Raw genomic sequence first — 20,486 nt, 5'->3', positions numbered from 1 at the left:
TCAAGTTTCTTGATGCGGGAAATGACGCATCGTCCAGCCGACGAGTGCTTCCATCGACAGGTAGCCGTCTAACGGGACGTTTCCGCTGGTAGCGAGGTGGTCGAGCACCTTGCGCTTGATCGCGGCGAGGTGATTGTCGAGCGTCGACGTGGTGACGCCGAGGCGCGCCGCCAGCCGGCTGCGGGTGTCCGGGCGATACGCAAGCTCGGTGAGTACCCCGGTTTCTGCGGGCGTAAAGGTCGGAATAGGTGCTTCCGGGGCGGCGGGCTGGAGAGCACGGAATTCGGTGAGCGACACGATCTCGGTGGCGCCGAGGGCGCGGGCGGCGCGGCGGTCGTCGTCGGACGCGTCGTCGGGCAACACGACGATGATGCGGTCCGCCATCGCTGCGTAGGTTCGCGCGGCGATGCGACTCTTTGTCGGGGTGTGGCCGTCGGACGAGGTGCGCGCCGCGTTGGCGCTGCTGGCGCGTCCCGAGGGAGCGGCACGCTGGACGCCGCCCGAGCAGTGGCACGTGACGCTGCGGTTCCTCGGCGAGGTCGAGGACGCGGCGCCGTGGGCGGCACAACTCGCTTCGGTGGCGGCGGGCGCGGCGGCGCGGCGCGTCGTGCTCGGGCCGGCGACAAGGATGCTCGGGCGCGACGTGCTGGTGGTCCCGGCGGCGGGACTCGACGACCTCGGCGCGGCGTTCGGCACCGAGTCGTTCCGCGGCCACCTCACGCTGGCGCGCCGGGCGCCGCGCGCGCTGGCGGGCGGGGCGTTCCGCGCGTCGTGGGACGTCACAGAGGTGGCGTTGATCCGCAGCCACCTCGGCGGCTCCGCCCCCGCCCGCTACGAAACAATTGCCACTGCGCCGCTGGGGTAGTTACCGGTGCAAACCCAGGCGGCGCGATCGCGCCATGGACCGCCGCCGGGCGATTCCTTAGCGTGCGCCCCGTGGGAATCGTCGGAGCCGAACTCGCGTCCTTGACCCGCCTCGAAGCCGCCGTCGCCCGCCACGGCGCGGCGCTCGAACAGATCCGCGCCGCCCTCGCCGCCGAGATCGAAGCGACCGACTGGCAGGGCAACGCGGCAGAGCGCTTCCGCGCCGCCTGGCGCGAAGATCACGAGCCGTCGCTGCGCCGCCTCGAAGCCGCGCTCCACGACGCGGCGGTCGAAGTCGGCCGCCGCCGCGCCGCCATCGAGGCCGCCGGCGCATGAACCCGTCGCTCGTGCAAGAACTGCACGCCGTCGCCGCCCTGTGCGACGACCGGGCGGCGCGCCTCGAAGCGTCAGGCGATTTGCTGGCCACCCGCGCCGTCACCGCCACGTGGGCCGGCCCGGCGGCCGACCGTTTCCGCGCCCTCATCGTCGAGCGCCGCAACGAACTGCGCGCCAGCGCCGCCGCGCTGCGCGACGCCGCCGCCCTCATGCGCGCCACCGCGGGAACACCGCGATGAGCCGCATCAGCATCGACCCGGCGGAACTGGCGGCGCTTAGCGCGCTGTGCCGCAACGCGTCCTATGACGCGGCGGGCATTGCCACCGAGGTTGCCGCCCGCGTGCGGCACCTCACGACATTGCTGCACGCCGGCGGCGCCGGTGCCGACGCGGCGCGCGTCGAAGCCGCGCTGCACACCACGGTCCATCAGCTCCACCACGTCGCCAACGAACTCGACGCCGACGCGCTCGCCGTCGCCACCTTCGGCCAACGCGGTGCGGCCGCCGATGCCCTCGGCGATCTCCACGGCAACGACCACGCACTACTTCAGCGACTGCACAACCCCGGGGAGGACAAGGCATGACCTTGCTGCAGACATCGACCATCGACGAGCTGTGCCACACGCTCGGATTGCGGGCGCCCTATCCCGTCGGCGAACCGAACGTGGACGCGCTCAGCGACGACCACCTCACCGCGCTGAGCGTCCTCGCCAGTCCCGAAGCGATCGCCGTCGTCACCCGCTGGCGTGCCCAGCACGTCATCGCCACCCGCGGCGGGTGGCTAGCCGAGCACGTGATCGAAGGCGACACCCACCACCTGCGGGCCGCGCCCGTCGAGGACGCGCCGAGCCTGCTGCTCGACCGCTGCGGGCTGCTCGACGACGCCGACGAACCGGGCGCCGAATACGTCGACGTCGCCGTCGCCGGCTACCGCCGGATGCACGAGTTGCTGCGCACCGGCGATGTCCGGCGCGCCCGCGCCACACTCGTCGCCGACGGGGCGCGCCCGGCGTCGGCCGACGCCTTCGTCGCCGCCGCCCGCGCCGGCATCACCGAGGTCGCCGGACTCGGCACCGATGGCCGCCGCTTCACCGGCTGCGAGTTGGCCTTCGCCGGCGACGCGTCCACGGGACGCTGGCTGGTGCCGGGCACCCAGCACGTCGACCCGCTGCCGCGGGGCGCCTTCCGCCATCCGTCGCTGCGCAACGTGCGCGTCCTGCTCGAACGGGTCGGCACCGCCGAACTCATCGAGGAACTCGGCCTGATCTTCGGTTGACGAGACCGCCTGTTACACCCCTGGCGTAACTTCTCCCCCATGGTGGGGAGGATCAGGCAGAGCGCGGAGTACCGGTTCCTCACCCTGCTGACGCGGGTCGACCCGGTCCTCGGCGGCGGGTGGTGGCTCTTCATCGTCGTGCGCGCCGCGCTGCCGGCCCTCTTCGCCCTCGCAATGGGCCAGCTCATCGGCGTCGTGCAAGGCCACCACGCCCTCGGCGGGCCGCTCGTCACCGTCGGCGTGCTCTTCGGCCTGATGGAAGTGCTGCCGCCGATCAACGCCACGCTGTCGACCAACCTGGCGCAAAAGGCCACCACCTTCCTGCACGACGCGCTGCTCGAAGCGTCGCTGGCGCCGGCCGGCATCGCCCACCTCGAGCGCCCGGAGATCAACGACCGCCTGATCCAAGCGCGCGACTTCGACCTCGGTGTCGCCGGCCCGCCGATGAGCGCCTGCCTCCCCCGGATCGCCGACGGCTTCGTGGAGATCGGCGGCGGCATCTCCCTGGCGCTCGTGCTGTTCGGCTACCGCTGGTGGGCGCCGTTCCTCGCCAGTTTCGGTTGGGTGTGGACCCACCGGCTGCTGCGCAAGTCGTCGGTGTGGAAGGCGTGGGAAGACCCGACCGTCGCCGAAGAGTTGCGCCACGTCAACTACGCCTACGACCTCGCGGTGCGCGCCCCGGCCGCCAAAGAGATCCGGATGTTCGGCCTCGCCGACTGGACCGTCGACCGCTACTTCTCACGCCGCAAGAAGATGGTCGAGCTGATCATCAAGGCGCGGTCGCTGCACAAGACGCCGATCGTGGTGGCCATCACGGCCATCGCCGGCGGCAACGTCGTGCTGTTCTGGGCGTTAGCGCACGACGCGGCGCACGGCCGCATCGGCATCCGCGCCGTCACGGTGTTCGCCCAGGCGGCCCTGGGCACGAGCGCGCTCGCCTTCGGCGAAGTCGACTGGTGGTTCCGCCAGGGCAGCCAACCCGTCCCGGTCGTACTCGACCTCGTCGCCGACCTCAAGGCCACGGCCACGGTCCCCCGCAACGGCACCATCGCCGCGACGGCGCCGCGCGACGCCATCGTGTTCGACAACGTGACCTTCGCCTACCGCGACGGCCCGAAGATCTTCGACGGGTTGTCGCTGCGTATTCCGGCGGGCAAGTCGATCGCCGTGGTCGGGCAGAACGGGGCCGGCAAGACGACGCTGGCGAAACTGCTGTGCCGTCTGTACGACCCCGTCGACGGCGCCATCCGGGTCGACGGCACCGACCTGCGCGCCCTCGACCTCGACAGCTGGCGCCGGCAACTGGCGGCGGTGTTCCAGGACTACGTCAAGTACGAGCTGCCATTGGCCGACAACGTGGCGCCCACCGGGGGCGACCGCGACACCATCGCCGCGGCATTGCACGACGCCGGCGCCGACCAGCTCGCCGACCTCGACACCATCCTCAACCGCGGCTACGCCGACGGGACCGACCTGTCGGGCGGGCAGTGGCAGCGCGTCGCCTTGGCTCGCGCCCTCTACGCGGTGCGCACCGGCGCCGAGGTGGTGCTGCTCGACGAGCCGACGGCGCAGCTCGATGTGCGGGGCGAGGCCGAGATCTTCGACCGCATCCTCCAGGCGACCAAGGGCAAGACGACGATCCTCGTCTCGCACCGCTTCGCCACCGTGCGTCACGCCGATCTCATCTGCGTGCTCGAACACGGCAAGGTGATCGAGCTCGGCACGCACGCCGAGCTCATGGCGCGGGGCGGCCGTTACCGCACGATGTTCGACCTGCAGGCGGCCCGCTTCGAAGAAGAAGGCTTCACCGGCGACCCCGAAGGCGAAGACGCCGACGCGGAGGTGAGCGCCTGATGCTGAGCGGCATCGCCCGTCCCGACCGCAACGACGTCGACATCCCGCCGATGTTCCCGTCGCTCATGCACTCGTTGAAGTTCGCGTTCGACGCGCAGCCGATGCTGCTCGTCGTCTCGTTCGTCTTCACCGTCGGCGGCTTGCTACCGGAAGCGCTCTCGGCGTTGTGGCTCAAGGTGCTGCTCAACGGGGTCACGAGCCACGACAGCCACGGGATCCTCGTCGCCGCCATGGGCCTCGCCCTCACCGGCGGGGCGGGCTGGCTGATGCGTACCATCGGGTCGCGCTTCACCTCGATCTTCAGCGATCGCATCGCCCTGGCGGTCAACACCCACGTGGCCAAGCTCCAGGCCCACGTCTCCACCGTCGAGCACCACGAACGGCCTGAATACCTCAACCGGCTCCAGATCCTGCGCGACCACGCCTTCTTGCTCGACCACATCTACCCATCGTTGATGCAATACGTCGGCTCGACGATTCGGCTGCTGATCACCGTCGGCTTGTTGATGTCGATCAAACCGGTGCTCGGGCTCCTGGTGTTCCTGGCGGTCCCGACCGTCACCGTGTCGGCGCGCCGCGCCGGCATCGAGCGCGCCGCTGAAGAACGCGCCGCACCGCAAGTCCGCCTCGCCCGCCACTTCTTCGAACTCGGCACGACGCCCGCCACCGCCAAGGAACTGCGCGTGTCGCGCGCCGAAGACGTCACCGTCGGCCGCCGGCGCGCCGCCTTCGGCCAGGGCTACGCCGAGGTCGCGCGCCAACGCTGGATCACCGCGACGCAGTCGGCCGCCGCGTGGCTGCTGTTCAGCCTCGCCTACATCGCGTCGGTCTCGTACGTCGCCCACCTCCCCCACGCGTCCGCCGGCAACGTCGTGCTCACCCTCGCGGCGGGCGCCGCCCTGTCCCGCTTCTTGGGCCAGACCGTCGGCCAGACGGAGTTCCTGCGCTGGAACATCGAGGCGGCGCAACGGCTGCTGTGGCTCGAGCGATTCGTGGCGTCGCGCCGCGGCGTCGACACCGGCCCCGCCCCCGAACGCATCGACAAGTCGATTCGCTTCGACCACGTGTCCTTCGCCTATCCCGGCACCGACACCTTGGTGCTCGACGACATCGACCTGACGCTGCCCGCGGGCGCCGTCGTCGCCATCGTCGGCGAGAACGGTGCCGGGAAGTCGACGCTCACGAAACTGCTCAGTCGCCTGTACGACCCGACGGAGGGCCGCATCCTCGTCGACGACACCGACCTCGCACGGATCGACCCGGCCTCGTGGCGCGAGCGGCTCGCGGGGGCCTTCCAGGACTTCTTCAAGTTCGAGTTCCTGGCCTCGAGCACCGTCGGCCTCGGCGACCTGCCGCGCCACGACGAACGCCCGGCGGTGGAGACGGCCGTCGAGCGCGGCGGCGCCACCGACGTGGTCGAGAAGCTGCCCGAGGGGCTCGACACCCAGCTCGGGCCGTCCTGGCGCGACGGCCGCGACCTGAGCCACGGGCAGTGGCAGAAGCTGGCGGTGTCGCGGGGTTTCATGCGCGACCGGCCGCTGCTGTGCATCCTCGACGAACCGACCGCCGCCCTCGACGCCGAAACCGAGCACACGCTGTTCGAGCGGTTCGCGGCGGCGTCCCGGGCAGCGGCCGCCGATGGCCGCATCACCGTGCTCGTATCGCACCGTTTCTCGACGGTGCGGATGGCCGACCTCATCGTCGTGCTCGACGGCGCCCGCGTCGCCGAGTTCGGCGACCACGAGACCCTGATGGCCAAACGCGGCCTGTACGCGGAGTTGTTCGGCATCCAGGCGGCCGGCTACCGCTAAGGCGTGTGCCGCATGTCACACGCGAACCGCGCAAGTACAGGGCACCATCTCCGTTGCTACTGAGGAGCATGGGGCTACCTAGGGGGAATTCGTGAAGAGTCGTTTCTTTGTGGCCGCGAGCGCTGCACTGACGTTGATCGCCGGCAGCGCATTCGTGAGCTCGGCCCGCGCCGACGACACGCCGCAGGCCGACGTCGGCGGCGGCGCGGCCGGCATCATCGCCGACGTCAGCTTGTACGGGCAGGCGCTGCAGCCGCTGAATCTGTCCAACAACGGCACCGACGGCGTCGAACTCACCGTGGCCCGCCCAGTGGTGACGATGGGCAAGAACGGCGGCGGTTCGACGGCCCAGATCGTCAACACCAAGGCCGTCGGCGTGAGCGTGAAGGCGATCGTCGAGACGATCAAGGGCAACCGCCGGGGCACGCCGTACGCCCAGGCCAGCTCGACGCTGACCGACGTGCGCGGCGTCAGCGGCGCCCTCGCCGGCGTGGCCTTGGGCACGATCACCAGCTCGTGCTTGTGGAACACCGAAGGGGCCCAGGCGAACACCGTCCTGGTCGACGTGAACGGCAACCGGACCGAGCCCGCACCCAACGAGCAGCACGTGCTCCCGGGCGTCGGCACCATCACGTTCAACGAGCAGTACACCGACACCATCTACCTGAGGGACTCGAGCGGGAACTACATCCCCGACGGCGAGGGCTGGTTCGTGCACAAGGACACGATCTTCGTGATCGGCGCGCACATCCATCTCGAGGCGCCGCTCGACGTCCTCGAGGGCGGCACCACGTCGGACATCTACCTCGGCTTCACCAGCTGCGACCCGCTCGTGCTTCCGTCGCTCGGCGGTCTCAAGCTGCTGCAGGCGTCCTCGGACTAGATCAAGATCGGGGTCGTGCCCGACGAAGCTGAGGTAGCCCTGCCGTCGTCGGGCGCGCTCACGTTCCTGTTCACCGACATCGAAGGCTCGACGCGCAAGGCCCACGAGCTCGGCGAGGACTGGTTCACCGTTCTCGAAATGCACCATGCCGTCCTGCGGCCGGTGTTCGCCGCCCACGGCGGCCGTGAGGTGTCGACGGCGGGCGACTCGTTCTTCGTCGTGTTCGAGGACGCGGCCCAGGCGGTGGCCGCGACCATCGCCATGCAGCGCGCCATCGCGGCGCACGACTGGTCGCCGGGACCGCCGGTCAAGGTCCGGATGGGCCTCCACACCGGTCCGGCGCGGTACCGCGCCCACGACAACGACTACGCCGGGCTCACGGTGCACGCCGCGTCGCGCGTCGAGTCAGCGGCCACCGGCGCACAGGTGCTCATCACCCAAGCGACCCTCGACGCCGCGACGCCCGCCTGGCCCGACGGCGTCGACACGATCGATCTGGGGTTCCACCGCCTCAAGGACCTGCCGTCCGAGATGCGGCTGTACCAGTTGGCGGCCGACGGCCTCGAGCGCGAGTTCCCGCCCGTGCGCGGGCTCGACGTCGTGCGCAACAACGTCCCCGTGCCGCCGTCGAGCTTCGTCGGGCGCACCGAGGTGCTGGCGCGCCTGCATCACCTGCTCGACGACGACCGCTTGGTGACCATCGTCGGCCCTGGCGGAACGGGCAAGACCCGCGTGTCGCTGCGCGTCGCCACCGAGCGGCTGGCGCGCCACGGCGACGGCGTGTGGTTCGTCGAGTTGGCGGGCGCCGTCGACGGCGCCGGCGTGGTGGCGGCGTTCGCCGCGGCGTTGGGTGTGCGCGAGGAAGCGCACCGCGGGCTGCTCGACGCCATCGCCGAAGACGTCCGCGACAAGAACGTGTTGCTCGTCGTCGACAACTGCGAGCACGTGATCGACGACGCCGCGTTTGTCGTCGAGCGCCTGCTCGCGAGCGGTCTCGGTGTGCGCGTGCTGACGACGAGTCGCGAGGCCCTCGAGCTCGAAGGCGAGCGGCTGCTGCCGCTGGCGCCGCTGAGTGTCGACGACGACGGCGGTGAAGCCGTGGCCCTCCTGGCCGACCGCATCGCGCTGGTGCAGCCCGACTTCGTCCTCGACGACACCACCTTGCCCGACACGCTCACGATCGCCCGCCGCCTCGACGGCTTGCCGCTTGCCCTCGAATTGGCGGCGGCGAGCGCGGCGTCGTTGGCCCTCGACGAGATCGCGCGGCAACTCGACGATCGCTTCGACTTGCTCACCCGCGGGAAACGCACCGCTGCCGATCGCCAGAAGACCCTTCGCGGTGCGATCGAGTGGAGTTACGGGTTGCTGGGCGACGACGAGCAACTCCTCTTCCGCCGCCTCGCCGTGTTCCCGTCCGAGTTCGACTTCGGGCTCGCCCGCGCCGTGTGCGGCAGTGACCTGCCGGAACCAGACGACACGCTCGCCGCGCTGATCCACAAGTCGCTCGTGTCGGAGTCGGCCACCACGCGGTTGCGCTACCTCGAGTCGATCCGCGCCTTCGCCTTCGACGAACTCGACGCCTGCGGCGAGCGCGCCGCGATCGAGGAACGCCACGCGCGGTACTTCGTCGACGAGATCGAGGAAGAGCAGATGGAGCGCCCCGAGTGGGTCGACATCATCAGCGACGACCTCGCCGCCGCGCTCCGCTGGGGCGGTGAGCACGACCGGGAACTCCAACTGCGCGCCCTGGTGCTGCTCCAGCCGTTCTGGGCCCGCAAGGGGCGCTTCAGCGAAGGGCGCGCCACGTGCGACGAGGTCCTCTCCGCCACCGTCGACGTCGAAACCCCCCATCGCCGGCGCGCGCTGGCAGAAACCGGACGGCTGGCTCTGCAGCAGGGCCAACGCGACGCGGCGCGCGCGTATTACGAGCAGGCCGCCGACCTTGCTGAGCGCATTGGGACGCCCGACGGCGCGCAGATCGCCATCGGTGACCTCGCCCAGTTCGCGATGTGGGACGGCGACTTCGACACCGCCGAGGCGCTCCTGACGCGTGCACTCGACGTCGCCCGGCGGACCCAACGTGAAGACACGATCGCCCTGATCCTCGCGCACCTCGCCTATGTCGCCCAACAGCGGGGCGACCTGGCGCGTGCGTGGAACCTCGCGCTCGAAGGCGTCGAGACGGCACGCGCCTACCCATCACCCGACGTCGAGTTCGGCCTGACGAACTTGCTGGGCCTGATCGCTCGCCGGCGCGGCGATTACACCCAGGCGAGGCGAATCCTGCACGACGCGCTCGATATGGCGACGAAAGCCGGCAACGAGGAGTCCACGAGCTACTTGCTGTTGTGCCTGGCGGCCGTCGAGGTCGACGACGGACAGCCGACGGCGGCTCTTCCGTTCCTGCGGTCCGCAATAACGCGCGCCCACACGACCGGCGCTCAGGGCGATCTCGCCGAGAGTCTCGAACTAGCCGCGCGGGTGCTCGCCGACCACGCCCCGGCGACCGCCGCCGTCATCCTCGCGTCGTCCATCTCGTTGCGCGAAACGATCGGCTTAGTGCGCGAGCCCGCTGACCAACCGGCATTCGAGGCGTTGCAGGCGCAACTTGAGCTCGCCGAAGCAGTGGACGCCGACGTGGCGGTCGCCCTGGCGCTCGACGCGCTCGGCGACTAGCGAGTCGTAGACAGCAGGTCGGCGGCGCGCGCCGCTTCGAAACGCGCCGCCACGTCGCTCCAGTTGACGACGTTCCAGATCGCCTCGAAGAAGTCGGCCTTGTTGTTCTCGTACTGGAGGTAATAGGCGTGTTCCCACGCGTCGATGGCCAGTAGCGGGATGCTGCCCTGGCCGTGCTGGCCCTGGTGGTCGTGCACCTGCTGCACGACGATGCGCTGCGCCATCGGCTCCCACGACGCCAGCGCCCAGCCCGAACCCTGAATCGTCGCCGCCGCTTCCTTCATGTGCTTGCGGAAGCGACCGACGCCGCCGAAGGTCTGGCCCAGCGCGTCGGCGAGGGTGCCCGAGGGATCACCGCCGCCGTCGGGCGACAGATTCGTCCAGAACACCGAGTGCAGGACGTGGCCCGACACGTTGAACGCCAGATTGCGTTCGAGCTGGGCGACCGACGCGAAGTCGTCCTTGTCCCGGCTGTCGGCCAGCTTCTCCAGCGCGATGTTGGCCCCCTTCACGTAGGCGGCGTGATGCTTGTCGTGGTGCAGTTCCATGATGCGCCCGCTGATGTGGGGCTCCAGCGCGCTGTAGTCGTAGGGCAGGTCCGGCAGGGAGTAGGTCGTCATACAACGCGCGTACCCAACTAGTCGGGAATGACACCCATCTTTCCGCGGTGGTAGTCCTCCATCGCCTGCTGCAACTCGGCCTTGGTGTTCATCACGAACGGCCCCTGCCACGCGATCGGCTCGCCGATCGGCCGACCGCCCAGCACGAGCACGTCGAGGGCCTCGTGGCGACTCTCCTGGTGGTGGGCGGCGGTGACCACGATCGGGCCGGGGTGGTTCGGCTCGAGCACCGCGAGCTGGCCGGTGCGGATCGGCTGCTTCTCCGGCCCGACGTAGCCCTCGCCTGACAGTACGTACACGAGGGCGTTGAAGTCGGCCCGCCACGGCAGCACCAGTTCGGCGCCGGGGGCGACCGTGGCGTGGACGTAGTTGATCGGCGTATGCGTGGCGCCCGGACCATGCACGCCGGCGACGTCACCGGCCACGACGCGCAGGAGTACCCCGCCGTCCGCGCTGCGCGCCAGGCGCACGTCGGCCGCTTCGATGCCCTGGTAGGCCGCGGGGATCATCTTGTCCGCCGCCGGAAGGTTCACCCACAGCTGCACGCCGTGGAACAACCCGCCCGAGCGCACGAGGTAGTCCGGCGGTCGCTCGATGTGGAGGATGCCGCCGCCGGCGGTCATCCACTGGGTCGCGCCGTCGGTGATGACGCCACCGTTGCCGATCGAGTCCCGGTGCTCGAAGACGCCGTCGAGCATGTAGGTGACGGTTTCGAACCCGCGATGGGGATGCCACGGCGTGCCGCGCGCCTCACCGGGCGCGTACTCCACCTCGCCCATTTGGTCCATGTGGATGAACGGGTCGAGTAACTCCTGAGGCGCGCCGGCGAAGGCGCGCCGCACCGGAAACCCTTCGCCCTCATAACCGCTCGGCGCCGTGCTCACCCGGCGCACCGGACGAGCCGGTACGTCGGGTGGCGGAGCGTCGATCGGATCGAGCGTCAGGATCTCGTCAACGGATACGGCAGGCATGGGCTACTGGCGGACGGCTTCTACTTCAAGGTCGATGGAAACATCCTTACCCACGAGGACGCCACCCGTCTCCAGAGCCTGGTTCCACGTGAGGCCGAACTCTTCGCGGTTGATCTTGGTGGACGCGCTGAACACGGCGCGCTGGCCGCCCCACGGGTCGGTGACGGTGCCTTCGTAGTCGAGAGCGAGGGTGACGGGCTTCGTCACACCGCGCACGGTGAGGTCACCGGCGACTTCGAAGCTGGAGCCGCCCTTGTGGCGGACGGCGGTGCTGACGAAATGCAGCGTCGGATAGGTCTCGACGTCGAGGAAGTCGGCGCTGCGCAGGTGACCGTCGCGCTGATCGTCGGCCGTCGCGATCGAGGCCGCCTGGATGGTGACGTCGACCGAGCTCTGCAGCGGATCCTCGTCGAGGATGATCTGGCCGGCAAAGTCGGCGAAGCGGCCCTTGGTCTTGGCCACCATCAGGTGGCGCACGGTGAAGGCGACCGACGAGTGCGACGTGTCGATGGCGAAGGTGCCCGGCTCGGGGATGTCGAGGCCGTGAAAGCTGCGGAGGTTGTTCTGCGGGGCAGTGGTGGTCATCGGACTGGGTTCCTTTCATGTACTTGCGTGTGCAAACAACTATACCTGAGATCGTTGCGTATGCAAATACTTCTCCGGTACAGTTTCGGACGTGGATCCGGTCCTGCACGACGAGCGCATCACCGCCGTCGGTCTCTTCATCGAGGCCTACGACGCGCTCATGCGCGCCCTCGACGACGCCAGCGTGCCGGCCAACTTCGGGATCCTTCTCCGCTTGGGACGCTCCGACGGCCAGCGCCTGCGCATGTCGGACCTCGCGGCGCAGACGGGTCTCAGCCCGAGCGGCTTGTCACGCGCGATTGACCGCCTGAGCGCCGAAGGCTTGGTCGAGCGCACGACGTGCCCCGAAGACGCACGCGGTGCCTTCGCGCAGCTGACGCCCAAGGGCAACAAAGTGACGGTGGCCGCGGTCAAGCGGCACCTCGACGCGCTCCAGTCGAACTACGTCGAGGTGCTCAGCGCCGAGGAACGCCACCAGCTCGAGTCGGTGTGCCGCACCCTGCGCGACCGCCTCAACCCCTGCGCTACTGCCGGGACCGGGTCGCCTTCCAACCGTTCCAGTACGTGACGTCTTCGACGGGGCGGCGCTTGGCCTCGCCCCACTTGCCCAACGGGTAGCCGACCGGGACCATCGCCCACGTCTTCACGTCCGACGGGATACCGAGCACGGCGCGCACTTCGTCTTCGGCGAACTGGTGCACGGTGGTGAGCGTCGTGCCGAGACCAAGGGCGCGAGCGGCGAGGAACAGGTTCTGGAGCGCGCCGTACACCGAGCCGGGGTCACCGTTCTTCGACGCCGGGATGATGATCGCCGGGGCGTCGCCCATGTGGTCGCCGAGGTAGTTGGCCGAATCGAACACCCGCGCCTGCTGCGTGTCGCGGGCGTCGATGTTGCCGCCGTACATCTTGGAGACGGGCTCCCAGCACTTCTTGTAGATGGCACCGAGCTGGGCCCGCTTGTCGGCGTCGGTCACGACGATCCAGCGCACCGGCTGCGCGTTCGATCCCGACGGGCCCTTCGTCGCCGCCTCGCAGATCTTCCACAGATCCGCTTCCGGGACGGGCCGGCTGTCGAGTCGGCGCATCGCCCGCGTCGTGTACATGGCTTCCCAGATGTCCATGGCGACATCATCGCCGCGCCCGCCGGCGCGTGCTCAGGCGCAGCGTTCGAGCTTGACGACGTCGCCGCTGACGTTCACCGAACCCGTCGGGTTGTGGGCGAGCCACGTCTGGAACGCGGCAGCCAGCTTGCCCGCCGCCGTCGGCGAGTCGTTGGCGACGTTGATGTCGAGGCACGTCGCACCCGTCGGCTCGGTCCAGGCCACGAAACGGTCGCCGTTCCAGCCGTCGAGGGCGTCGCGGATCGCCGGTCCGTCGGCCACCGTGCTCAGCAGCTCACCGAGTTGCAGCACGCCGAACACGCCGCGACCCACGGGTGTGCCCCGCGGCGTCGGTTTGGTCACGATCGCCGGCGTGTCGAGGGTGAGGAAGTGGTCGGGGCGCAGAATCTGCTCCGACGTCGTCGGCGGGTGTCGGAACGCGGCGTTGACGGCCTTGTTGCCCCCGGAGTCGCGCAGCTTCTGCACGAATGCGAGCCCGGCGACGTAGGGATAGGAGAGCAGGTCGTCCACGACGGTTGCCGGGCCGCCGCCGCCGAAGGCCCCTTGGGCGGCGAGCGCCGATTGCCGATCCGCCGGTGACATCGCGTCGACGTACTTCTTCTCGACGGAGGTGGCGTCGCCTTCGTTCAGGGCACGCCACGAGTCGAGCGCCTCGTCGTCGTGCAGGCCGATGTCGCGGCGGCCGATGTCGAAGTACTGGTCGTCGAGCGCGTGGGTGAGCTCGTGCACCAGGACCTCGCGCACGAACGGCGTCTGCTCCTGGCCGATCACCAGCAGGCGCTTCTGGCGCGGGAAGTACACGCCGACGACGCCGTTGTCCTCGGCGTTGTCGACCGCGCCCGACACGTTGGCGCCTTTGGGCACGAGGCCCATGACGCCGAGCACCGAACCGACGTCGGGTCGCGACGTCGCGTGAAGCGCGTTGTCGCTCGTCGAGCTGGCGAGATCCTCTTCGGTGTGGCGGGCGTCGTTCAGCTGCTGGCGGTCGACGAGTTCCGCGTTGACGGGTTGCTTGAACCGCAGGCCGCGGGCGTGCTCGACGAAACGCTCGAGCACCGGCAAGCCCGCCGGACCCGCCAGGCGGGCGTGCTGCGACGCCCACGAGGGCCGGTGCGCGTGCGCCTCGCTCCACCCGGCGAGCGAGACCACGTCGAGCAGCAAGATGGCGGCGACGCTGACGCCGAGAATCCGGATGAAGCGTTGGTTCAGAGCGGTCATTGGTCGAGGTCGATGCAGAGTTGCTTGCGCTTGTCGACTTTGAGCCGCAGCGTGGCGTCGGTGACGGGCGGGCACAGCGTGGCGCCGCTCACGACGGCGACGACGCGCCCGTCGTGGGCGCCCGAGCAGTCGGGCTGGCGTACGAGGCGCTTCGGCGCGAACGCCACGCACTTGCCGGCGTAGGCCGACGGCAACTGCTGTGAGCCGAGCACGCCGAGGACACCGATGGCGGACGACACCAGCAGCAGAAGTCCCGCGGCGTACACGCCGACGCGCTGGAACATCGGCTTGCCCACGGCCAGCGGCGCCTTGACCGGCTCGCCGGTAGGCGCGGCCAAGCGGCGGAAGCGCGACAGGTCGTTGGCGTCCACGCCGATGGCATAGAAGTTGGCGAATCCGGAGAAGAGGCCCCACCAGCCGGTGAGCAGGGTGCGGTTGAGCCAGCGTCGCGCCATGGCGACGCCGCAGTCATGACAGAACGTGCCCCTGATGCGCCGCATGCGGAACGCGATGACGATGCCGGTAACCGAACGCAGAGTGGCGTCAAGCGCCGGGCCGCGGCCACACACCATGCAGCGCTTGTCGGCGCTCACGTCCGGGGTGGGGCGTGGCGTGACCGCGGGCTTCGCCGCGGGCGCCGGCGTGGTCGTGGGCTTGGCGTTGGCCTCGCCGGCGTAGCTGAACTGCTCGCGCAGCACCCACATGCGCACGATGGGTTCGGGCACGTCGAGCAGGGCGGCGACGGCGTCGTGTGGTTCACCGGCGCGACACAGTTCCAAGGCTTCCGCCTTGAGTTCGGGTGTGTAGACGCGCCGCTCTGTTTCCGTTGCCACCAAAAGTCCTCGCTTTCCCATCGGCGCGTTCCGCCGGTGATTGAGCGGTTGCGGCGATTTCAGCCGAGGTGGGCGATCAACACGTCGAGGGCGTGGTGCAGCTGGTCGTCGGTGACGTAGGGAGCGGGGCCGAGGCGCAGCACGTCGCCGCGCACGTCGGTGTGAATGCGTTCGGCGCGCAACGCGTCGCGCAGCTCGACGGCGCGCGGGGTCACCAGCGCGACAAAGCCACCGAAGTGCTCGCGTGGTTCGTCCAGGCCGAGGCGCTGCGCGATCAGGGTCGTCTGGTGCAGCGAGATCCCGCGCCGCACCGCCGCGGTGAGGCCGTGGGCGTCGAAGAAGTCGAAGACGCGCGCGGCGCGGTAGTGGCTCGTCGGGTCGTAGGTGGCGCCGGCGAAGCGGTCGCCGCCACCGGCGTACTGCGTGTCGCTCGCCGCCGCGGCGGCCAGCGAGTCGAACTCGGCGTACCAACCGGTGACGACGGGCCGCAGTTGTTGCGCCTGCGGCGGCAGGCGCATGAAGCCATTCCCCTCACCGAGCTGCAGGTACTTGTAACCGCCACCGACGACCCAGGCGTTCTCGAGCCCCCCGATGTCGAAGGGCACGGCGCCGAGGTGGTGGTAGGCGTCGACGAGCAGTTCGGTGCCGTGGTGCTCGCACGCCCGCGCCAACCAGGGCAGACCCGGCACGATGCGCGCCGAGGAGAACAGCACGGACGACACCAGCACCGCGGCGCTGAACTCGTCGACGGCGTGGCCGAGGCGCTCGGCCACCGTGTCGAGCGGGTCGACGCCGACTCGCACAATTTCGATGCCGGCTTCGCCGAGGCGACCGAGCTGGCGGCGCAGGCTGTGGAACTCGCCGTCGGTCGTGACGAGCCGCGGCCGGGCGCGCAGGTCGAGGGCCGAGAGGAAGCGCACGACGAGCTCGTGCGTGTTCGCGCCGAGTGCGATCTCGGCCCGCGGCTCACCGAGGAAGCCGCGGTACCCGTCGCGCACGCGCTCGGCCTTGGCCGCGGCGCGCGCCCATTTGTCGTCGACGAACTCGGCGGCGTCGGTGAATGCCTCCTGCTGGCCCTCGAAGGCGACGTCGGGCCACGCCTGATGCGAGTGCCCGGTGAGCAGCACGCGCTCGCCGACGCGAAAGCGCGTGTAGTGCTGCGCGAGTTCCTCGGCGGTCATAAGCGATCCCGCACGGCCCACAGCGCGGGGAACACCGGTTGGAACAGCGTCGTGCGGAGGTACGCGGCCCCCATGGATCCGCCGGTGCCGTGGGAGGTCCCGATCGTGCGCTCGACCATCTTCACGTGGCGGTACCGCCACTCCTGGAGTCCCTCGTCGAGGTCGACGAAACGCTCGCACAGCTGCGCGCCCACGCCGTCGGCCGCGTAGACGGCGACGAGCGCGTCCTCCAGGTCGCCGGCGACGCCGAGGAACGCCACGAGGGCATCGAACAACGTGGGCAGCAGCGCCTCGATGGCGCGGAACTGCTGCGACTGGAAGCCACTCGCCGACGCCAGCCGCGTCCGGAAGCTGAGGAACTGGCGCGGCGTCATCGTCTCGAGCACGTCGATCTGGGCCACGACGACCTTCAGGATGGTGAGGACGCGCTTGAGCGTGTGCAGGGCGTGGGCCGCGTCGCCGGCGCGCAGCTCGGCGCCCACGTGGCGCAGCTCGTGCAGCAGTTGCTTGAACCACAGCTCGTAGACCTGGTGCACGACGATGAACAGCATCTCGTCGTGCTCGTCGGACTGCGGCCGCTGCGCGCCGAGGATCTCGTCGAGGGCGAGATACGACGTGTACGTCAGTGCCTTGTCGTCGGCGGCGTCGTCCACCGCCCGGATCCTACGTAACGAAGCGGTAGCCGACGCCGGGCTCGGTGATGAGATGGCGCGGTTGGCTGGGATCGGGCTCGAGCTTTCGCCGCAGCTGGGCGAGATACAGCCGCAGGTAGTTCGTTTCCTTCTCGTACTGCGGCCCCCATACCTCGTGGAGCAGCTGCGACTGCGTGACCAGCTTGCCGGCGTTGCGCACGAGCACTTCCAGCACGTGCCATTCGGTGGGCGTGAGGTGGACGGCGGCGCCGTCTCGGGTCACCACCCGTTCGCCGAGATCGACGGAGAAGGTGTCGGTCGCGACGACCGCCTCTTCGGGAGTGGGCGCGGCGCGGCGCAGCGCCGACCGCAGGCGCGCCAGCAACTCGTCCATGCCGAAAGGCTTGGTGACGTAGTCGTCAGCCCCGGCGTCGAGCGCCGCCACCTTCGACGCCTCGGCGTCGCGGGCCGACAGCACGACGATGGGCACGCGGGACCACTGGCGCAGACCGCGCACGACCTCGATGCCGTCGATGCCGGGCAGTCCCAAATCGAGCAACACGACGTCGGGGTGCACCCGCGCCGCGTTGGTAAGCGCCTCTTCGCCCGACCCGGCCACGTCGACGTCGAAACCACGCGCGCTCAGGTTGGCCATAAGGGCCCGCCGCAGCGGCAGGTCGTCTTCGACGATCAACACCCGCATCGCGGTCATGCGTGGGCCAGCGGCACGGCGACGACCATCGTCGTCCCGCCGCCGGGGGTGTCGTCGAGCGTGAGGTCAGCGCCGACGGCGTCGACGAAGCCCTTCGCCACCGCCAGACCGAGGCCGACGCCGGCGCCGTTCGAACGGTCCCCGACGCGTTGGAAGGGCAGGAACACGCGCTCGCGGTCGGCGGGCGCGATTCCGGGACCGCGGTCGACGACGCGCACGTGCACAGCATCGCCCACGACGCCGGCTTCGACGCGCACCGGCTCGTCCTCCGGTGACCAGGCGAGGGCGTTGTCGATGATGTTGGCCAAGGCGCGTTCGAGCAGCGCCGGGTCGGTGGACACGCGCGGCAGCGTCTCGGGTACATCGACGCGGACGTGACCGCCGCGGCCGCGATCGCCGAGACTGGCCAGCGCCGCCGGCACGATTTCTTCGACGCCGACCGCGACCCGGCCGACATGCAGCGCACGGGCGTTGATGCGGCTCATGTCGAGCAGGTTCGCCACCAGCGCGTAGAGGCGGTCGGTCTCGTCGTCGATGGCGTGCAGGAAGTCGAGTACCGCCTCGCGCGACCACGCCACGTCGTCGGCGAGTAACGAACTCACGCCCGCCTTGATCGACGCCAGCGGCGTGCGTAGGTCGTGCGACACGGCGGCCAGCAAGCCCGACCGCAGTTCGTCGGCGGCCGCCAACTCCGTCGCCGCCGCGGCGTCGCTAGCGAGACGGCGGCTCTTGAAGGCAACCGCGAGTTGGGCACAGAACGCCGAGAGCACGATCCGGTCTTCGGCGTGGATGTGATCGCCGGCGAGCGCCAGCGACACCTGCTCGTCAATGGCGAGCACTTCGTCGGCGGCTTCGGGCGTCAGCGGCGGGTCCTCACCGGCCGACGCGTCAACGCTCCACCCGCCGTTGCTCCGCTCGAGAACCGAGACCCCGCGCAGATTGAAGCTGGCGCGCACGTGCTCGACCAGCGCGGCCATCGGGTCCGCCGTCATCGATGCCGCCGCCATCCGTACGAGCGTCTCGGCTTCCGAACGTGCCCGCGCCGCCTCCGTGGCGCGGCGCGCCGCGGTGGAGACGAACCAGGAGACGATCAAGCCCACGGCGACGAACACCACGAGGGACACCACGTTCTCGCCGTCCTGGATGGTGAAGGTGTGCACCGGTGGCACGAAATACCAATTGACGACCAGCGCCGAGATGGCGGCTACGAGCACCGCGGGACCGACGCCCCCGACGGCGGACGTGGCCACCACCAGCAAGGCGAAGAGGAGGAACACCGTGGACAGCTGCAGGACGTCGTTGCCCGCGCTGAGGAACAGACCAAGCAGCAGCGGGCCGACGACCGCCAGCGCCCACCCCGCGACACGCCGGCGCCACGGCAGGTTGCGTTTCAGATGCGGCGCCCGCACAGGCGCGCGCTCGCTGCTTGGCTCGGCCGAACCGATCACGAGCACATCGATATCGCCGGCGAGACGCATGACCTTGTTGATGACCGAGCCCGAGAACAACTCGCTGAAGCGTGACCGGCGGGTTGCGCCGACGATGAGCTGCGTGGCCTGCTCGGCGCGCGCCGCGTCGACGAGCGCGCGCGACACGTCGTCGCCCGCGACCTCGACGTAGCGTCCACCGACCTGCCGCAACAACTCCCGGTGCTCGCCAAGGCCGGACGCGCGGCCCGCGGCCGCACCGGTGTCGACGTGGATGCCGATGAGGTCGCCTTTGACACGCGACGCGATGCGCGCCGCGCGCCGGATGAGGTCGTCACCGCCGGGCGCGCCCGTGAGCGCCACCACGACCCGCTCCCGGGTTTCCCACGGGTCGGCGATGCCGTGGCGCTCCCGGTAGCCCGCGAGGGACTCGTCGACGCGGTCGGCCACCCACAACAGGGCGAGCTCGCGCAGGGCGGTCAGGTTGCCGAGGCGGAAGTAGTTGCCGAGGGCGGCGTCGATCCGCTCGGCCGGGTAGATGTTGCCGTGCGCCATGCGCCGGCGCAGCGCCTCGGACGACATGTCGACCAGTTCGATCTGGTCGGCGTTGCGCACCCACGCATCAGGCACCGTCTCGCGCTGGGTGATACCGGTGATCTGCTCGACCACGTCGTTGAGGCTCTCGAGGTGCTGCACGTTGACCGTGGAGATGACGTCGATGCCGGCGTCGAGGATGCGATCGATGTCCTGCCAGCGCTTTTCGCAGTCGCTCCCCGGCGCGTTGGTGTGCGCCAGCTCGTCGACGAGAACCTGCTGGGGATGCCGCTTGATGATGGCGTCGGTGTCCATCTCGGTCAGCGTCGTCCCGCGGTACTCGACGGTCCGGCGCGGGATGACCTCGAGATCGCCGATCTGCGCCTGCGTATTCGCGCGCCCGTGCGTCTCGACGACCCCGACCACGACGTCCTTGCCGCGTGACAACCCGCGGCGCCCCTCGTTGAGCATGGCGTAGGTCTTGCCGACGCCGGGCGCGGCACCGAGATAGATCCGTAGCAGACCACGCTTGGGGGGCAGCGAGCTCACCGCGTCATTGTCCTACAAGGCGCAGGGACGAGCGGAGTTACGACGGCGACAAGATTCGCGGCCCGGCCGTTCGCGTCGCGTTAAGGGAAACATCGCCGAAACAATCGCCCTGTTCCCTGGGCCGCGTGACTGATATTGCCTTCCTCGCGACGATCGTCGCGTTCTTCGCCCTGTGCGTCGGATACGTGAACGTGTGCGGCCGCATCATCGGACCGGACATTCCCCACCAGATCGAAGACGACGGCGACACTGCTGGCGCCGACGCGCTCGAGCCGGCCGCGTGAGCGCGCTCGTCGCCGCTGTCGGCGCGGCCTCCCTCGTCGACAACCTCATCGCGCTGGCGTTGACCGTCATTGTCGTCGCCTACCTCGTGGCCGTCCTCGTGTTCCCGGAGAAGTTCTGAC

23 protein-coding genes are annotated in these 20,486 nt (G+C 69.9%); 12 read left to right on the top strand and 11 right to left on the bottom strand.

Annotation, left to right across the window (positions count from 1 at the left end; all coding sequences use genetic code 11):
- On the bottom strand, window positions 1-384 hold the full coding sequence (locus VHC63_02070; GenBank protein HVV35360.1) for a hypothetical protein: 384 nt from the start codon (window positions 382-384) through the stop codon (window positions 1-3).
- A 22-nt stretch (window positions 385-406) separates the two neighbouring features.
- Between VHC63_02070 and VHC63_02065 the strand changes: the two genes are divergently transcribed.
- From VHC63_02065 to VHC63_02025, 9 genes are all read left to right on the top strand, one after another.
- Window positions 407-865 carry a 2'-5' RNA ligase family protein gene (locus tag VHC63_02065; protein ID HVV35359.1) on the top strand — a complete coding sequence of 153 codons (459 nt, stop codon included), beginning with the start codon at window positions 407-409 and terminating at the stop codon, window positions 863-865.
- A 71-nt stretch (window positions 866-936) separates the two neighbouring features.
- Window positions 937-1,200: a hypothetical protein gene (locus VHC63_02060; GenBank protein HVV35358.1), complete on the top strand. Its 264-nt coding sequence runs from the start codon at window positions 937-939 to the stop codon at window positions 1,198-1,200.
- Window positions 1,197-1,439 carry a hypothetical protein gene (locus VHC63_02055; protein HVV35357.1) on the top strand — a complete coding sequence of 81 codons (243 nt, stop codon included), beginning with the start codon at window positions 1,197-1,199 and terminating at the stop codon, window positions 1,437-1,439. The genes VHC63_02060 and VHC63_02055 overlap by 4 nt, the downstream gene beginning before the upstream one ends.
- A complete protein-coding gene (locus VHC63_02050; GenBank protein ID HVV35356.1) occupies window positions 1,436-1,783 on the top strand; it encodes a hypothetical protein in 348 nt (115 codons plus the stop codon). Before VHC63_02055 ends, VHC63_02050 begins: the two co-directional genes overlap by 4 nt.
- Entirely contained in the window at window positions 1,780-2,475 is a 696-nt protein-coding gene (locus VHC63_02045; GenBank protein ID HVV35355.1) for a hypothetical protein, read from the top strand. The genes VHC63_02050 and VHC63_02045 overlap by 4 nt, the downstream gene beginning before the upstream one ends.
- A 42-nt stretch (window positions 2,476-2,517) precedes the next feature.
- Window positions 2,518-4,329, top strand: coding sequence for an ATP-binding cassette domain-containing protein (locus VHC63_02040; GenBank protein HVV35354.1), 1,812 nt, complete (start codon window positions 2,518-2,520; stop codon window positions 4,327-4,329).
- Window positions 4,329-6,140 carry an ABC transporter ATP-binding protein gene (locus tag VHC63_02035; GenBank protein ID HVV35353.1) on the top strand — a complete coding sequence of 604 codons (1,812 nt, stop codon included), beginning with the start codon at window positions 4,329-4,331 and terminating at the stop codon, window positions 6,138-6,140. The genes VHC63_02040 and VHC63_02035 overlap by 1 nt, the downstream gene beginning before the upstream one ends.
- A gap of 91 nt (window positions 6,141-6,231) precedes the next feature.
- Window positions 6,232-7,023, top strand: coding sequence for a choice-of-anchor P family protein (locus tag VHC63_02030; GenBank protein HVV35352.1), 792 nt, complete (start codon window positions 6,232-6,234; stop codon window positions 7,021-7,023).
- A gap of 15 nt (window positions 7,024-7,038) precedes the next feature.
- Entirely contained in the window at window positions 7,039-9,699 is a 2,661-nt protein-coding gene (locus tag VHC63_02025) for a tetratricopeptide repeat protein (protein ID HVV35351.1), read from the top strand.
- On the opposite strand, the gene VHC63_02020 is transcribed toward VHC63_02025, so the two are convergent.
- The 3 genes from VHC63_02020 to VHC63_02010 are packed head-to-tail and all read right to left on the bottom strand — an operon-like array spanning window position 9,696 to window position 11,875.
- Complete coding sequence (locus tag VHC63_02020) at window positions 9,696-10,319, bottom strand: superoxide dismutase (protein HVV35350.1); 624 nt, start codon at window positions 10,317-10,319, stop codon at window positions 9,696-9,698. The genes VHC63_02025 and VHC63_02020 overlap by 4 nt on opposite strands.
- Window positions 10,320-10,336: 17 nt before the next feature.
- On the bottom strand, window positions 10,337-11,290 hold the full coding sequence (locus VHC63_02015) for a pirin family protein (GenBank protein ID HVV35349.1): 954 nt from the start codon (window positions 11,288-11,290) through the stop codon (window positions 10,337-10,339).
- Between the two features lie 3 nt (window positions 11,291-11,293).
- Window positions 11,294-11,875, bottom strand: a complete 582-nt coding sequence (locus VHC63_02010) for a YceI family protein (protein HVV35348.1) — start codon at window positions 11,873-11,875, stop codon at window positions 11,294-11,296.
- Window positions 11,876-11,966: 91 nt separating this feature from the next.
- On the opposite strand from VHC63_02010, the gene VHC63_02005 reads away from it, so the two are divergent.
- Entirely contained in the window at window positions 11,967-12,443 is a 477-nt protein-coding gene (locus VHC63_02005; protein HVV35347.1) for a MarR family transcriptional regulator, read from the top strand.
- Here VHC63_02005 and VHC63_02000 read toward each other — a convergent pair.
- The 7 genes from VHC63_02000 to VHC63_01970 are packed head-to-tail and all read right to left on the bottom strand — an operon-like array spanning window position 12,400 to window position 20,082.
- Window positions 12,400-12,996, bottom strand: coding sequence for a nitroreductase family protein (locus VHC63_02000; GenBank protein HVV35346.1), 597 nt, complete (start codon window positions 12,994-12,996; stop codon window positions 12,400-12,402). The two genes, VHC63_02005 and VHC63_02000, sit on opposite strands and share 44 nt — an antisense overlap.
- A gap of 33 nt (window positions 12,997-13,029) precedes the next feature.
- On the bottom strand, window positions 13,030-14,214 hold the full coding sequence (locus VHC63_01995; GenBank protein ID HVV35345.1) for a hypothetical protein: 1,185 nt from the start codon (window positions 14,212-14,214) through the stop codon (window positions 13,030-13,032).
- The gene (locus VHC63_01990; protein HVV35344.1) at window positions 14,211-15,047 is read right to left on the bottom strand and encodes a hypothetical protein; all 837 of its coding nucleotides are present in this window, start codon (window positions 15,045-15,047) and stop codon (window positions 14,211-14,213) included. Before VHC63_01990 ends, VHC63_01995 begins: the two co-directional genes overlap by 4 nt.
- A 59-nt stretch (window positions 15,048-15,106) precedes the next feature.
- Window positions 15,107-16,228, bottom strand: a complete 1,122-nt coding sequence (locus VHC63_01985) for a hypothetical protein (GenBank protein ID HVV35343.1) — start codon at window positions 16,226-16,228, stop codon at window positions 15,107-15,109.
- Window positions 16,225-16,881, bottom strand: a complete 657-nt coding sequence (locus VHC63_01980) for a tryptophan 2,3-dioxygenase family protein (protein ID HVV35342.1) — start codon at window positions 16,879-16,881, stop codon at window positions 16,225-16,227. Before VHC63_01980 ends, VHC63_01985 begins: the two co-directional genes overlap by 4 nt.
- A gap of 10 nt (window positions 16,882-16,891) precedes the next feature.
- The gene (locus VHC63_01975) at window positions 16,892-17,572 is read right to left on the bottom strand and encodes a response regulator (GenBank protein HVV35341.1); all 681 of its coding nucleotides are present in this window, start codon (window positions 17,570-17,572) and stop codon (window positions 16,892-16,894) included.
- Window positions 17,569-20,082: a DUF4118 domain-containing protein gene (locus tag VHC63_01970; protein HVV35340.1), complete on the bottom strand. Its 2,514-nt coding sequence runs from the start codon at window positions 20,080-20,082 to the stop codon at window positions 17,569-17,571. The genes VHC63_01975 and VHC63_01970 overlap by 4 nt, the downstream gene beginning before the upstream one ends.
- Before the next feature lie 125 nt (window positions 20,083-20,207).
- On the opposite strand from VHC63_01970, the gene VHC63_01965 reads away from it, so the two are divergent.
- Together VHC63_01965 and VHC63_01960 are read left to right on the top strand one after the other, a co-directional pair.
- The gene (locus tag VHC63_01965; protein ID HVV35339.1) at window positions 20,208-20,366 is read left to right on the top strand and encodes a hypothetical protein; all 159 of its coding nucleotides are present in this window, start codon (window positions 20,208-20,210) and stop codon (window positions 20,364-20,366) included.
- Window positions 20,363-20,485, top strand: coding sequence for a potassium-transporting ATPase subunit F (locus tag VHC63_01960; GenBank protein HVV35338.1), 123 nt, complete (start codon window positions 20,363-20,365; stop codon window positions 20,483-20,485). The genes VHC63_01965 and VHC63_01960 overlap by 4 nt, the downstream gene beginning before the upstream one ends.
- The last annotated feature ends 1 nt before the right edge of the window (window position 20,486 follow it).

This window comes from Acidimicrobiales bacterium, assembly GCA_035546775.1.
Lineage (GTDB): Bacteria > Actinomycetota > Acidimicrobiia > Acidimicrobiales > JACCXE01 > JACCXE01.
Note: the sequence above shows the minus strand (reverse complement) of the source record. Positions and strands in the feature narration are given on the sequence as shown.

What these genes read in the sequence shown, in the direction of transcription:
- VHC63_02045 (HVV35355.1), top strand. Translation starts at nt 1,780, where the DNA reads ATGACCTTGCTGCAGACATCGACCATCGACGAGCTGTGCCACACGCTC.
- VHC63_02010 (HVV35348.1), bottom strand. Translation starts at nt 11,875, where the DNA reads ATGACCACCACTGCCCCGCAGAACAACCTCCGCAGCTTTCACGGCCTC.
- VHC63_02015 (HVV35349.1), bottom strand. Translation starts at nt 11,290, where the DNA reads ATGCCTGCCGTATCCGTTGACGAGATCCTGACGCTCGATCCGATCGAC.
- VHC63_02065 (HVV35359.1), top strand. Translation starts at nt 407, where the DNA reads ATGCGACTCTTTGTCGGGGTGTGGCCGTCGGACGAGGTGCGCGCCGCG.
- VHC63_02050 (HVV35356.1), top strand. Translation starts at nt 1,436, where the DNA reads ATGAGCCGCATCAGCATCGACCCGGCGGAACTGGCGGCGCTTAGCGCG.
- VHC63_02020 (HVV35350.1), bottom strand. Translation starts at nt 10,319, where the DNA reads ATGACGACCTACTCCCTGCCGGACCTGCCCTACGACTACAGCGCGCTG.
- VHC63_01985 (HVV35343.1), bottom strand. Translation starts at nt 16,228, where the DNA reads ATGACCGCCGAGGAACTCGCGCAGCACTACACGCGCTTTCGCGTCGGC.
- VHC63_02070 (HVV35360.1), bottom strand. Translation starts at nt 384, where the DNA reads ATGGCGGACCGCATCATCGTCGTGTTGCCCGACGACGCGTCCGACGAC.
- VHC63_01975 (HVV35341.1), bottom strand. Translation starts at nt 17,572, where the DNA reads ATGACCGCGATGCGGGTGTTGATCGTCGAAGACGACCTGCCGCTGCGG.
- VHC63_02035 (HVV35353.1), top strand. Translation starts at nt 4,329, where the DNA reads ATGCTGAGCGGCATCGCCCGTCCCGACCGCAACGACGTCGACATCCCG.
- VHC63_02055 (HVV35357.1), top strand. Translation starts at nt 1,197, where the DNA reads ATGAACCCGTCGCTCGTGCAAGAACTGCACGCCGTCGCCGCCCTGTGC.
- VHC63_02000 (HVV35346.1), bottom strand. Translation starts at nt 12,996, where the DNA reads ATGGACATCTGGGAAGCCATGTACACGACGCGGGCGATGCGCCGACTC.
- VHC63_01995 (HVV35345.1), bottom strand. Translation starts at nt 14,214, where the DNA reads ATGACCGCTCTGAACCAACGCTTCATCCGGATTCTCGGCGTCAGCGTC.